This window comes from Pseudoalteromonas rubra (assembly GCF_005887095.1).
GTDB classification, from domain to species: Bacteria; Pseudomonadota; Gammaproteobacteria; order Enterobacterales; family Alteromonadaceae; genus Pseudoalteromonas; species Pseudoalteromonas rubra_E.
The window spans coordinates 58,698-73,394 of the sequence record NZ_PNCI01000027.1 but is presented as its reverse complement, the minus strand read 5'-3'; the positions used below and the strand labels follow the sequence as shown (position 1 = coordinate 73,394).

Genomic DNA, 14,697 nt, shown 5'->3' with positions numbered 1-14,697 from the left:
GATACAACAATGAAATTTAGTGAAAAGTGGTTAAGAGAATGGGTTAATCCTGCGATTGATACCGAGGCTCTATCTGAACAGTTATCAATGGCCGGCCTGGAAGTCGATGGTGTCGATCCGGTTGCAGGTGAGTTTGACGGCGTAGTTATTGGTGAAGTGGTTGAGTGTGGTCAGCACCCGGATGCAGACAAACTGCGTGTAACCAAAGTAAACGTTGGCGAAGACGAGCTGCTGGACATCGTCTGTGGTGCGGCAAACTGCCGTGCGGGCCTGAAAGTGGCTGTAGCGAAAGTCGGTGCAGTTCTGCCTGGCGGCTTTAAGATCAAAAAAGCAAAATTACGTGGTCAGCCTTCACACGGCATGCTGTGTGCGTTTGAAGAGCTGGGCATGGCTGAAAGTTCAGATGGTATTTTAGAGCTACCAACTGATGCACAAATTGGCCAGAGCATCCGCGAATACTTTAACCTGGACGATGTCACCATCGACGTTGATCTGACGGCTAACCGCAGTGATTGTCTGGGTATTAAAGGTCTTGCGCGCGAAGTGGGCGTATTAAATGGCATTGATGTCAATGAGCTGGCTATCCCGGCCGTTGAACCTACTATTGATGACAAAATTGAGATTGAACTGGTGAACAGCCAGGCTTGTCCTCGTTACCTTGGCCGTGTGGTGAAGGGCATCAACCTGGATGCGGTGACGCCTCTGTGGATGGTTGAAAAACTGCGTCGCTCCGGCATTCGTTCAATCGATCCGGTTGTCGATATCACCAACTATGTGCTGCTTGAGCTGGGCCACCCAATGCATGCCTTCGACTTGAATGCCATTGAAGGTGGGATCAAAGTACGCAGCGCAGCAGAAAACGAAGAGCTGGTATTGCTGGATGGCAATACGGCCAAGCTTAAGCCAAGCACGCTGGTCATTGCCGATCACAACAAAGCACTGGCGATGGCCGGTATCTTCGGTGGTGAAAACTCCGGTGTTAAAGAAGGCACTACAGACATCTTGCTTGAAAGTGCATTCTTCAGTCCTCTAGCGATTGCCGGTCAGGCACGAAGCTATGGTCTGCATACCGATGCATCACACCGCTACGAGCGTGGTGTTGATTATCAACTACAGCGTGACGCCATGGAGCGCGCAACGGCGTTGCTACTTGAGATTGCGGGCGGACAGGCAGGCCCGGTTGTAGAAGCTGTGTCTGAGTCAGATTTGCCAGAAGCAAAATCAGTGACATTGCGTCGCGCACGTCTTGACCGCGTTATCGGCTACCATATTGAAGACAGCAAAGTGACAGACATTCTGACGCGTTTGGGTCTGGATGTGACTTTTGCCAACGACAGCTGGACAGCCACTGTACCAAGCTACCGCTTTGACATCAGCATTGAAGAAGATCTGATTGAAGAAGTTGCACGCGTGTTTGGTTACAACAACATTCCAAACGTTGCCCCAACAGCGGCGTTAAAGATGACCGATCATCAGGAAGCGCGTTTACCGGTATCTCGCCTGCGTAATGAACTGGTTGCACGTGGTTATCAGGAAGCGATCACCTACAGCTTTGTCGACCCGAAGAAGCAACAACTTTTACATCCAGAGAGCGATGCACTGGTATTGCCTCACCCAATTTCTGTCGAAATGTCGGCGATGCGCGTGAGCCTGATGCCAGGATTGCTTAATGCGGTGGCGTACAACCAAAACCGTCAGCAGTCACGTATTCGTTTGTTCGAACATGGCCTGAAATTCATTAAAGATGAAACGGCTGAAAATGGTGTTCGTCAGAGCCCTGTTATTGGCGGTGTAGTTTATGGTAATACGCACAGTGAACACTGGGGTATTGCAAGCCGTAAAACCGACTTCTTTGATGTGAAAGGGGACGTTGAAGCATTACTGGCTCTGTGTAACGATAAAGCGCGTTTCAGCTTTAAAGCACAGGCATGTGATGGGCTACACCCAGGTCAATCAGCTGCAATTTACGCTAATGGCGAGCAAGTCGGCTTCATTGGTGCGGTTCATCCACAACTGCAAAAATCACTGGATCTGAATGAAACCGCGTATGTTTTTGAAGTTGAAACAGCGGCAATTGCACAGCGACAGCTTCCAGAAGCGGTTAGTATCTCGAAATTCCCGTCAAATCGCCGTGATATTGCTATTTTAGTTGCAGATGATGTAAAAATAGGCGATATTTTAGAAAGCATTGAGAAAGTTGGCGGAAATCAATTAGTTGACCTAAACTTATTCGATGTGTATAAGGGCAAAGGTATTGAGCCTGGTTATAAGAGTTTAGCCATTGCTCTAACACTGCAAGCCGTTGATAGAACGCTCGAAGAGAAAGACATCAACGACACTGTAGAAATCGTGGTGGCCGAATTGGCCAAACAATTTAATGCATCGTTGAGGGACTAGATATGGCGCTTACTAAAGCCGACATAGCTGAACACCTATTTGAGAAATTGGGGATAAATAAAAAGGATGCCAAAGACTTAGTTGAAGCGTTTTTTGAAGAAATCCGCTCAGCGCTGGAAAGTGGAGAGCAGGTAAAGCTGTCCGGTTTTGGTAATTTCGATCTGCGCGATAAGAAAGAGCGCCCAGGTCGTAATCCTAAAACTGGTGAAGATATTCCCATCTCGGCACGTCGTGTTGTAACTTTCAGACCTGGTCAGAAGTTAAAAACGCGCGTAGAAGTGGGTACCAGTAAAAACCTGTGATCACGCAGTGGGCTAAGTAGTTAACCGCAGGGAGTATTTCCTGGGTGCTTATAGGCTATCTGTCTGATAATTAAGAAACCCTGGCGTAAGCCGGGGTTTTTTGTCATAAAAACTTCATTTATCTGTTTTACCATCTGGCCTTTGTATTTGAGTTTGGAGTGCGAAGTTGACCCAGGGTAATCACTCCTTGACTGATCGTATCAAAAATATCATCGTCGCCTGGTTAATTAGCTCTTTATTATTTGGGCTGCTTGCGATCTTTGTCTACGTTCAGCAAAAAGATGCCGCCAAGCAATCCGTTCAGGCCGCTTCCGAATTGATCAGACTGGAACTGGACTCACAACTTCACAATATAGATGTCTTCCTTAAGCAGGCAGAGCAACTAAATACGCACTGTGATGCCAACACCATAGCTTTGATGAGAGAGCAGGTTTTTGTAAATCCTGCATTGAGTGAAATTGGTATTGTCGATCAACAGGGGCGCCTACTGTGTAATTCATTTGGCCGTCTGACACCTCCCGTACAAACCACTGAGCCAGTTAAACAATCCGGATTAAGATATCACGGTCCGATCATCACGGACTTTTTACAAGTCCCCGCATTTGTACTGGCACGGACACGCAGCGATGGCTTCGAGGTTAATGCATTACTGCCAACCAGCTGGCTGAGCGACACATTAGATATTACCCGGCATAGAAATCTGGCGTTTATTGCTTTGCTTGATGGTGACTCAGGAGTACCCATTTTTTTGCGTGGAAAATATACGTTGCCACTGGGTGAGGCGCTTTTTCCGATGCGCGATATGGTTGAGTTTGAAGGGCGCTTCGATGATGGAACACAAAAGTATATTTTTGCTCGCCCGCTTGCAGCCTTACCGCAACTGACCATTATGGTTGCCAGCGATGCCAAGCAACTTTCCACGATCCAACCTGTATGGTTGCTAACCCTGTTGCTTTTATACTCAGCCAGTCTGATTGGACTCACTATGTTGTTAAACTACTATGACCGTCGCGTACTGAGTAGCCGCGCACTTTTGCTCGGAGCCATCAGCAGACATGAGCTTTTTAACGTTTATCAGCCACTGGTGGATGCTACGACCCGTGAGCTTGTTGGTGTTGAGGTGTTGGTGCGCTGGCAACACCCGGTAGAGGGCGAGCTTAGCCCGGCCTACTTTATCCCCGAAGCAGAACGAGATGGCAGTATTCTTGACCTGTCGATTTATCAGATTGAGAAGGCGCTGACGGAATTGAGCGAGATTGTTCAAAATCACCCTAACTTTAAGGTGTCGTTTAACGTCAACGGATACTTGTTAACCTGCAAAGACTACCTTGAGGTTCTGCACAAAGCGAATCTGGTTATCCCTCGCCTGACCATAGAGTTGACCGAGCGAGATGTATTATCTCAGGCGCAGATACACTCGGTGTTGCAGTCATTGGTAGAGCAGGGCGTTGAGATAGCGATAGACGACTTTGGTACAGGCTACAGTGGTTTACATTACCTGCAGAGCTTTCCGATTGATCTACTCAAAATAGATCAAACCTTTGTTGCTTCTATTGGGATGGAGAACCTGCAATCCCCTGTACTGAATGCTGTGATAGAGATGGCGGCTAAGCTTGATAAAAAACTGATTGCGGAAGGAGTGGAAACGGCCCATCAGGCGGAATACCTGTCCCGGCAGGGAGTGTCAGTACATCAGGGGTGGTACTATTACAAAGCGATGCCTGTGCACGAACTGAAGCAAATTTGCTAAGTTGCATCAGGTAAAGGCATAAAAAGCCCCGCTGTCGGGGCTTTTGTTCAAGGGGTTACAATGAAGCAAAGTAGCAACCAAATCCGGGCAGGGATAATTGGCTGTGTTCATAGTGACCATTGTGATGAACAATTTCCAGGTGCTGTGCATGGGCTTTAACATCCATTGCAAATTGTGTTGGTTGCTCACCGAGGTTGAATACACATAGCACCGTTTTACCCTGATGACGTCGATAAAATGCCAGCACAGGTTCTGGCGTATCAATAAATTCGATATCACCGACCTGTAGCTCAGGCATGGTATTACGCCAGGCCATAAACGCCTGATAGCGGGCTAGAACAGAATCAGCTGAGTCAGTCTGCTGAGAAACTGCTTGTGACTGATGTGCCGGTGATACGGGTAACCAGGGTTTTCCTTCAGTGAAGCCCGCATGTTCACTTTGCTCGTTCCAGGGCATAGGGGTGCGACATCCGTCACGACCCTTAAAATTTGGCCAGAAGGTAATCCCATAAGGGTCCTGCAAATCCTCAAAAGCAACATCTGCTTCGCCCAGGCCCAGCTCTTCCCCTTGATACATACATACACTGCCGCGCAGCGAGCCAAGCAGGGCTGTTAGCATACTTGCTTGTCGCGCATCGACCGTTTTTCCGTCTTTTGACCAGCGGCTTGCGACACGCTCAACATCATGGTTGCTGAATGCCCAACACGGCCAGCCTTCAGTCATGGCTGCTTCAAGGCGAGATACCGTTTCACGGATGTAACCCGCACTGTAGTCTTTCGTCAGCAATTCAAAGCTATAGCCCATGTGCAGCTTATCGCCACCTGAGGTGTATTCAGCCATGGTTTGAAGTGAGTCCTCTGACGAAATCTCACCCAGACTTACGGTGCCCGGGTAGTGATCGAGCAGGGCGCGGATCTCGGCCATGAAGGCGAGGTTTTCAGGCTGAGTGTTGTTGTAATAATGGTACTGGAACGCATAGGGGTTGTCTTCGCTAAATCCACGACCCTGGCGTAACTCTTTAGGTTTAGCCGGGTTGTCACGCAGCTGTTGATCATGGAAACAAAAGTTGATGGCATCAAGACGGAATCCATCTACGCCTTTTTTCAGCCAGAATTCCACGTTATCCAGTACAGCCTGACGTACCTCTGGATTGTGGAAGTTTAAGTCAGGTTGCTCGGTCAGGAAATTGTGTAAGTAGTACTGGCAGCGGCGCGAGTCCCACTGCCAGGCCACGCCACCAAATATAGACAGCCAGTTGTTTGGTGGACTGCCGTCAGGCTTAGCATCTGCCCAGACATACCAGTCAGCTTTAGGGTTAGTCTGACTGGCACGGCTTTCGCTGAACCAGGGATGCTCATCTGAGGTATGGCTAAGTACCTGGTCAATAATGATCTTAATATTGCGCTGATGTGCTTTATCAATCAGCTCGTCAAAGTCTTCAAGGCTGCCAAACATAGGGTCAATATCACGATAGTCGCTAATATCGTAGCCAAAGTCCTTCATTGGTGACTTAAAAAATGGCGAGATCCAGATGGCATCTACGCCAAGCGATTTAATATAGTCGAGCTTGCTTATGATCCCCTGAAGATCGCCAATTCCATCATTATTGGTATCACAAAAGCTGCGAGGGTATACCTGGTAAATAACCGCGCCTTTCCACCATTCATTTTGAGCCATGCACTTTCTCCTGCGCCGTGCAGTCGGGTTGTCGTATACGAGTTTACCTCTGGGGCCATCTCTTAACTCTCTGTATTGAGTAGCATAATAACTGTAGTCAATTCAGCCGGGTTGAGATCAGGTTTTTAAGTAAGCGGGTTACGCCAACACGGAATATTAACAATGGCGAAGAGCATACGGCATGCTTTGATATGAGTAAAAAGCCTGCATACGTATGCAGCGCAATTAGTTACGTCTGAAAAAGAAGAAAAGAATAAATGCAGACTTGTCGGTGTACTTTACCAATGTTGATTCCAATTTCGGGTCTCCGTGTTTTATCTGTGTTACAGTAAGATTAATTGGTAATACCAATTTCCATTGGTAGAGTGTGAAGGAAAAATGTGGCAAGTTTTATCGACGATTAACTGGCAGATATTTTAATTTCGTTAAAACTTAGTGAACCTGAAGAAGCATGTATGACCAGTTTTTCGGGAGAGATTGTTGCGCTAACATTTATAAACTTTACAGTAAGTTAGCTTGTTTGATGGTGAACATTCTGTGAACAGCTTTCGCTGCAAGTTGCGTTGAATACGTATGCATAAAGTTGTTTGCGTGTTGAACGCAGCGCTACTATTGCCGCTGACAACAAAATTACCGCCTGTATAAATCGTTGTAGCGCTCCACGGATCACCGTGTGACGAATTAACAAACAACTAGGCGTCATAAAAATGGTTAATTGGGATAAAACACTATGTCTATGTTCAAACCAAGTATGCTAACGCTGGCATTTGTTGCAGCGGGTATTAACACGAGCGCATTTGCGGAAGACACGCAGGGGCAAGCTGACACTGCAAAAAAGAAAGTGGAAGTTATTGAAGTTAAAGGATTTAGGGGCAGTGTTGTAAAATCGATCAACACCAAACGCTTTTCTCCAGAAGTGGTCGAGTCTATTTCAGCAGAAGATATTGGTAAGCTGCCAGATTCATCTATCGCTGAATCTATAGCTCGACTGCCGGGCCTGACTTCGCAACGGCTTGATGGCCGCTCCAGTAAAGTGTCTATTCGCGGCTTTGGTGAGAACGAAGGCGCGACGACTTTTAACGGTCGTGAGCAAGTCTCTATTGGTGACAACCGGGGCGTAGAGTTTGACCTTTACCCTTCAGAAATAATGAGCGGTGTGACTGTTTACAAGACGCCTAGCGCAAACCTTGAAGCAGAGGGGATTGCTGGCGTCATCGATATGCAAACCGTTAAACCTTTGAGCATGGGCGAGCGCGTTTTTCAGGTGAATACCGCATACGAGCAAACGGGTTTTGATAAGCTTAACCCGGATGGTAATGATAAAGGATATCGCGGCACGTTTTCGTACATTGATCAGTTTGCCGATGACACCATAGGTGTTGCATTCGCGCTCACTACCATGTCTTCACCAAATCAGGAAAAACGCTGGAATGCCTGGGGTTACCCTGAATTTGAAGCAAATGGTAAGAATTACTCAATTCTGGGTGGCGCTAAGCCATTTGTACGTTCATCGACACTTGAACGTGATTCTGCGATGTTTGTTTTTGAAGCCGCGCCTAACGATCGATTATCTATGGTGTTTGATGCACTGTACGTTGATTTCAAAGATGAAAAGATCCTGCGCGGTATTGAGATCCCATTCGCCTGGGGTCAGGGCACAATTTTACCTGGGTCAGCAACTGTTGATGACGCATCTGGCTTTATTACCAGCGCAACCATTTCAGAGCAACGCCCGGTGGTTAGAAATGACTACGAAGATCGCGACGCAGAAATGACGTCACTTGGTTTTAATACCAAGTATGAGTTGACTGACACTTTGCAGCTTGAGTTAGATGCCAGTCATTCAAGTGTAGAAAGAAAAATTTGGAGTCTGGAAAGTTACTCTGGCACAGGCCGTGGTGACAGTCGCGGTGTGGCGGATAACATTGGCTATGCGTTTAACGGCGGAAACACCGGTGCTCAGTTCACTCATGAGCTAGATTACAGTGACTATGACTTAATCAAGCTGGGTGGTCCGTTGTCTTGGGGTGGCAGTGCTGCATTGAATGAAAAGTACAATGTAACGGGCACAGATTACGAAAACACACTGCAAGATGGCTTCATTAACGCGCCAGTGTTGGAAGACGAGATCAACTCATTGAAACTGGCAGCCAAACAAGCACTGGAGAGTGACCTGTTTAGCTCAGTTGAAGGTGGCGTATCTTATCGTGAGCGAGAAAAAACCAAGCAGTCAGAAGGTTACTTCATGACGGTTTCCGATGCGTCTTACCCGGACAATCTGGCACTGCAAGCGATCCCTGAGCAATACAGACTGGGCACAGCTAATCTGGACTTCATCGGTATGGGCAACATGGTTGCTTATGACTCACGCGCTATGGTGAGAGACGGTAAGTTTGATTTGCTGGCAGAGAGCCTGACCAACACCAGCCATGCGTCTAAATCATGGGGTGTTAAAGAAGAAGTGATGGCTGCGTATGTTCAAGCCAATATCGATACAGAGATTGCCAGCCTGCCATTAAAAGGTAACCTTGGTCTGCGTTACGTGAAGACCGACATCAGCACGCAAGGGACAGAAGCAGGCATTGACGGCAACGGAAAAGTGGTACTGGAAAACAGCAATGTTGACCATAGCTATAACCACTTGTTACCAAGCCTGAATTTATCATTGGCGATTGATGATGAGCAAACAGTTCGATTTGGCTATGCAAAGACCATTTCACGTCCGCGTATGGATGAAATGAACTCATCGGTCACACGCCATTACAGAGAAACGCCAGACAACGAAGGTAATAACTGGGAAGTGAAAGGCGGTAATCCGTATCTGGAGCCAAAAGAAGCTGACGGTTACGACATTACCTATGAAAACTACTTCCACTCAGAGGGTTACTTCTCGGTTGCCGCTTTCTATAAAGATCTGAACAACTGGATTTTCGATGCTTCTGTCCTTGAAGATTTATCGGGCGTTGTTAACCCGGCAACTGGCTTAGTGCCAGAAAATCCAACGGCAACGCGTCACTTGAAAGTGAATGGCGGAGGCGGTGACCTGTGGGGTTATGAGCTGTCTGTGACTTTACCATTTAGCCTGTTCCACGATAGCCTGGAAGGCTTTGGTTTGATTGCCAGCCATACCGGTGTTGAATCAGATGTTAAAGATCACAATGGCAATGAATATAAGCTGCCTGGTCTGTCTGACAAAGTTCAAAGCCTGACGGTTTATTATGAGAACCATGGTTTGCAATTCAGAACAAGCATGCGTAAGCGCAGCGAGTTTAAAGGGGATATCTATGGCACTGGTTTTAACACAGTACAGGTAGATATTCTTGGAGAAACGATTTGGGATGCGCAGTTAGGTTATGATTTTGGCGATGCTGGCTTTAAAGAGTTAGATGGCTTGGCTGTGAACATCCAGGTGCAAAACATCACCGAAGAACCGTTTACTGCATTGTCCGGTGATAACGCATTGCAGGTTCGCGACTATCAGGATTATGGCCGCACCCTATTGTTAGGGCTCAGCTATAAGTTTTAATATGGCGATCAGCGCAATATTAACCAGCTAACAATCAGCCTCTGGTGCGTTTTGCATCAGAGGCTTTTTTTGGAGTGAAGCATGCAAAATACGGGTGTCAAAGAATTAATTATTCTGGGAGGTGGTACCGCTGGGTGGATGACCGCGGCAATGCTTTCCCGAATTTTCAGAGACAAGCTTTCAATTACTCTCGTGGAGTCAGACGAGATTGCGACTATCGGTGTTGGCGAAGCCAGTATTCCACCTTTGGTTGACTTTAATCGGGGGCTAGGCCTGGATGAGCGTGAATTCATAACCCGTACACAAGCGACCATAAAACTTGGGATCGAGTTTACCAGATGGGGGAGTGCCAGCGCACAGTATATGCATGCGTTTGGTAGTATTGGCAAACGCTTTGGATTTTGTGACTTTCATCATGTCTGGCAGCATGCGCAGCACATGGCCGAGCAACACGGCACAGCCAAAAGTACATTGTGGGACTATTCGCTTAACTTTCGAGCTGCAAAAGCGGGGCGCTTTGCGCATCTGCCTGTGATACCAAACACCCGTTTACCAGGACTTGAATATGCCTATCATTTTGATGCCGGACTATATGCGAAGCTATTAAAAGAGGTTGCGCAAAAGCAAGCGGTTATCCGCAAAGAAGGCAAGGTCACGGAGGTAAAGCTTGACCAGCAAACTGGTGAAGTGTCTGAGTTGGTCATGCATGATGGTGCTTGCTTAAGCGCTGACATGTTCATTGACTGTAGTGGTCTGAGTGCCATGTTAATAGACAAAACACTCAATGTCGGCTTTGACGACTGGAGTCACTGGCTGGCATGTGACAGTGCGCTTGCCATACCCACAGAACACGGCGATGTGCCTTTACTTCCTTATACTCAGTCGATTGCACATGGTGCTGGATGGCAATGGCGGATCCCACTGCAGCATCGGGTCGGCAACGGATTAGTTTTTGCCAGTCGATTTTGCAGTGAAGCGCAGGCCCGAGAGGTATTACTATCAAATCTTCAGGGCAAACCACTTGATGAGCCAAAGCTGATCCGCTTCAAAACGGGGATGCGTCGTAAGCAGTGGCATAAAAATGTCTTTGCTATCGGATTATCCAGTGGGTTTTTGGAGCCGCTTGAGTCAACCAGTATACATTTAATACAAAGTGCAATCATGCGGTTAATCCGGCATTTTCCAGTGTCAAAGCAACCCGACATGCAACGCGCAGCTTGCAACTCAGAGTTTAGCCAGGAGATGAAGCAGATCCGAGATTTTATTATTTTGCACTACAAAGCTACTAAGCGCGACGATACGGCTTTCTGGCGTTGGTGCAAAGATATGGAAGTCCCGGAGTCACTTGAACAAAGGTTGGCGCTGTTTCAACAGAGCGGGGCTGTTATGCGTGATGAGGGTAACCTATTTAGCAATCTTGCCTGGCAGCAGGTGATGTTAGGCCAAGGCATAAAACCTGGTGCACTGCATCCGCTTGCAATGCAATTCAGTCACGAACAAGCATCGGACTTATTAGACAGTCTGGAAACTTTGATCCAGCATACGGTGGATCAGTTACCGACACATCGGGCATTCATAGATAACATGACACAAAAGTGAATAGCCGCTCTGAATACGTATGCAGGCGGTTCACCCGTGATTATCAAGTCAGTAGACTCATTAAAAATACTAAAAATGACAATATTATGATGACAATAAAACCGCTGGTGATTGCCCTTGGGCTGATCACCGGCTCTGTGGTACTGAGTGCCTGCAACAGTACTAACATCAACAAGACGACGGTCACCGAAACTCAGAGTCTGGCAGCGCAGCACAGCGACGCAAAGCCAGTTGTTTATCAGGTTTTTACCCGCCTGTTCGGTAACACCAATAGCAACAATATTCCCTGGGGCACAAAAGAACAAAATGGCGTAGGCAAGTTTGCTGATTTCACCCCAAAAGCCCTGTCTGAAATCAAAGCTATGGGCGTGAGCCACGTCTGGTATACCGGGGTTTTACATCATGCCCTGGTGGGGGATTACACCGAGTATGGAATAGCCCTGGACGACCCGGATGTGGTTAAAGGCCGTGCGGGCTCACCTTATGCCATAAAAGACTATTACAATGTGAATCCGGATCTGGCCGTTAACCCTGCCAACAGGCTGGCTGAATTCGAAGCCCTGATCGCCCGTACCCATGAAGCAGGTATGAAAGTGGTGATTGATATTGTGCCCAACCACGTTGCGCGAAATTATCAATCGCTCAGCGCACCACAAGGTGTCAGCGACTTCGGCGCGAACGACGATACCTCAGTGACTTATGCCCGTGATAATAACTTTTACTATGTGACCGGCGAAGATTTTAGCGTGCCTAGCTCGCAAAACTATCAGGTACTTGGCGGCGAGCCACACCCGCTTGCCGATGGCCAGTTCACTGAAAGCCCGGCCAAATGGACCGGCAACGGCGCACGCGCGGCCCAGCCCCATATTCATGACTGGTATGAAACCGTAAAAGTGAACTATGGTGTTAAGCCCGATGGCAGCTACGACTTTGCAACACTACCGGCGCATTATGCCCAGCTTGATTATCGCGAGCACTATGCATTCTGGCAGGATAAAAAACTGCCCGACAGCTGGTATAAGTTCCGCGATATCACCTATTACTGGCTGGATAAAGGCGTAGATGGCTTCCGTTATGATATGGCCGAGATGGTGCCGGTTGAGTTCTGGAGCTTTCTCAATGCGTCTATCAAGATGAAAAACCCCGACGCCTTCTTGCTTGCCGAGGTGTATAACCCAACGCTTTACCGTGCTTATATTGAACAGGGCAAGATGGATTACCTGTACGACAAAGTGGGCTTGTACGACTCACTCAAGGCCCTGATGCAGGGCAAAGGCACGGCGCAGCAGGTGCTGGATGTGCATGCCAGTGTTAAGGATATCGCACCGCACATGTTGCACTTTTTAGAAAACCACGATGAGCAACGTATTGCCAGTCCCGAGTTTGCAGGTGATGCCAATAAAGGCAAACCCGCCATGGTGGTGAGTCATTTGATCAGTCAGTCACCAACCTTGTTGTATTTTGCTCAGAGCGTGGGTGAAGACGGCTCAGAAATGGCCGGATTCGGTAAACCCAGCCGCACCAGTATCTTCGATTACATCGGGGTACCGGCCCATCAGGCCTGGATGAACCAGGGCAAGTTTGATGGTGCCTTGCTGAGTGAAGAGCAAAAGGCGTTGCGCGCTTATTACCAAAAACTGATGAACATGGCCTCATTCAGTGCCATAGCACAGGGTGAGCTAGTCTCGACACCAGTCACAACGCGTAGCGGTCAATCCGCAACCAAAGTCATTGGGTTTGCCCGTCAGAGCGAGTCACAACGTTTGGTTGTGGTCAGTAACTTTGATGCAGAAGCCCCCCAAACTGTCTCTGTCACTTTGCCAGATGGCTGGCAGGGTAAAGCAATTGACAGACTGGAGCAGCATGGGCAGGTTGCGCTTAACAATAATCAGCTGACAGTCACCCTGGCACCGCTGGCCAGTGCGGTCTTTGAACTAGAGAATTAATATGCAAAAACAAAAACCACAACTCAGTTTCTGGCAGATCTGGAACATGTGCTTTGGCTTTCTGGGGATCCAGTTTGGCTTTGCACTGCAAAACGGTAACGTGAGCCGGATCTTTCAGACGCTGGGCGCCAAAGTCGATGATATTCCCATTCTCTGGGTTGCCGCACCACTTACAGGTCTGATCGTACAGCCAATTATTGGCTACTGGAGTGATCGCACCTGGGGCAAGCTGGGCCGCAGACGACCTTTCTTTTTGTATGGCGCCATTTTGACCACCTTGTCGTTATTCTTTATGCCGAACTCTCCGACACTTTGGATAGCGGCGGGTATGTTGTGGATCATGGATGCGTCAATCAACGTTACCATGGAGCCATTTCGCGCACTGGTGGGTGACAATCTCAACGAAAAGCAGCGCGCCAATGGCTATGCGATGCAAAGCTTCTTTATTGGCGTGGGTGCCGTGGTGGCATCTGCCTTGCCCTGGATGATGACCAACTGGTTTGGGATCAGCAATACCGCTGAGGCAGGTCAGATCCCAGAGTCTGTTAAGTATGCCTTCTATTTCGGTGGTGTGGTGCTGTTTTTGGCGGTGGGTTGGACCATCCTAAAAACCAAAGAGTACACCCCACAACAGCTGGCTGAGTTTGCCGGTGAAGCGGTTGAAGCGCAAACCAGCCAAAGCTATCAGGTGATCAACTATGCACGCTCGGCACTTGTTTCTGGCGTGATTGGTGGGGGGATCCTGGCTGCTGTAATTGGACTGCAACTAGAAAAAGAGTTGTATCTGCTGAGCGGGTTGTTCTTATCCTTTACGTTGGTCCTGTTAATTGCTGGCTACCTGCAGCAACGCGGCAGCACCTCAGGTGGCTTTTATAATGTTATCTACGATGTCTTTACTATGCCCGGCACCATGCGCCAGCTTGCAGTGGTGCAATTCTTCAGCTGGTTTGCCTTGTTTGCTATGTGGATCTATACGACCTCGGCAGTCACCAGTTTTCACTATGGTACCAACGACGTAACCAGCAAAGCCTATAACGATGGGGCCGACTGGGTGGGTGTATTGTTTGCCGCCTACAACGGTTTTGCCGCACTGGCTGCCGTATGTATCCCTGTGATGGTGAATCGCCTGGGCATGCGTGGCGCACACTGCATTAACCTAGTGCTGGGCGCAGGCGCATTATTGAGCTTTAAAATGATAGCCGATCCGAGCCTGCTTTGGCTGCCGATGATTGGCATTGGCTTTGCCTGGGCCTCAATCCTGTCGCTGCCTTACGCCATGCTGAGTAATTCGTTGCCAGCTCATAAAATGGGCGTCTTTATGGGGATCTTCAACTTCTTCATCGTGATCCCGCAGCTGATGGCGGCCAGTGTACTTGGCCTGATCCTGAGAAACCTATTTGATAATCAACCGATTTTTGCATTAGTGGTTGGTGGTGTGTCGTTCCTGCTCGCAGCGATTGCTGTGATGCGGGTGAAAATTGAACAACAATAACACCACC

At 48.2% G+C, this 14,697-nt stretch carries 8 protein-coding genes; 7 read left to right on the top strand and 1 reads right to left on the bottom strand.

Annotated elements, in window-relative coordinates; translation table 11 throughout:
* The first annotated feature begins 9 nt into the window (after positions 1 to 9).
* The 3 genes from pheT (at position 10) to CWB99_RS12310 (ending at position 4,449) form a co-directional block, all read left to right on the top strand.
* Positions 10 to 2,397, top strand: coding sequence for a phenylalanine--tRNA ligase subunit beta (pheT, locus tag CWB99_RS12320; RefSeq protein ID WP_138550563.1), 2,388 nt, complete (start codon positions 10 to 12; stop codon positions 2,395 to 2,397).
* Positions 2,398 to 2,399: 2 nt separating this feature from the next.
* Positions 2,400 to 2,699: an integration host factor subunit alpha gene (gene ihfA, locus CWB99_RS12315; protein ID WP_010384797.1), complete on the top strand. Its 300-nt coding sequence runs from the start codon at positions 2,400 to 2,402 to the stop codon at positions 2,697 to 2,699.
* Between the two features lie 187 nt (positions 2,700 to 2,886).
* On the top strand, positions 2,887 to 4,449 hold the full coding sequence (locus tag CWB99_RS12310) for an EAL domain-containing protein (RefSeq protein ID WP_249331870.1): 1,563 nt from the start codon (positions 2,887 to 2,889) through the stop codon (positions 4,447 to 4,449).
* 55 nt (positions 4,450 to 4,504) lie between these two features.
* Here the strand turns inward: CWB99_RS12310 and CWB99_RS12305 are convergent, their stop codons facing one another.
* Positions 4,505 to 6,127 (bottom strand): alpha-glucosidase family protein, encoded by a 1,623-nt coding sequence (locus CWB99_RS12305; protein ID WP_138550561.1) that lies wholly within the window; start codon positions 6,125 to 6,127, stop codon positions 4,505 to 4,507.
* A 730-nt stretch (positions 6,128 to 6,857) separates the two neighbouring features.
* Between CWB99_RS12305 and CWB99_RS12300 the strand changes: the two genes are divergently transcribed.
* The 4 genes from CWB99_RS12300 (at position 6,858) to CWB99_RS12285 (ending at position 14,690) form a co-directional block, all read left to right on the top strand.
* Complete coding sequence (locus tag CWB99_RS12300; RefSeq protein ID WP_138550560.1) at positions 6,858 to 9,653, top strand: TonB-dependent receptor; 2,796 nt, start codon at positions 6,858 to 6,860, stop codon at positions 9,651 to 9,653.
* A gap of 81 nt (positions 9,654 to 9,734) precedes the next feature.
* Positions 9,735 to 11,252 (top strand): tryptophan halogenase family protein, encoded by a 1,518-nt coding sequence (locus CWB99_RS12295; protein ID WP_138550559.1) that lies wholly within the window; start codon positions 9,735 to 9,737, stop codon positions 11,250 to 11,252.
* A gap of 89 nt (positions 11,253 to 11,341) precedes the next feature.
* Positions 11,342 to 13,198: an alpha-amylase family glycosyl hydrolase gene (locus CWB99_RS12290; RefSeq protein ID WP_138550644.1), complete on the top strand. Its 1,857-nt coding sequence runs from the start codon at positions 11,342 to 11,344 to the stop codon at positions 13,196 to 13,198.
* A 1-nt stretch (position 13,199) separates the two neighbouring features.
* A complete protein-coding gene (locus CWB99_RS12285; protein WP_171045330.1) occupies positions 13,200 to 14,690 on the top strand; it encodes an MFS transporter in 1,491 nt (496 codons plus the stop codon).
* Positions 14,691 to 14,697 lie beyond the last annotated feature (7 nt).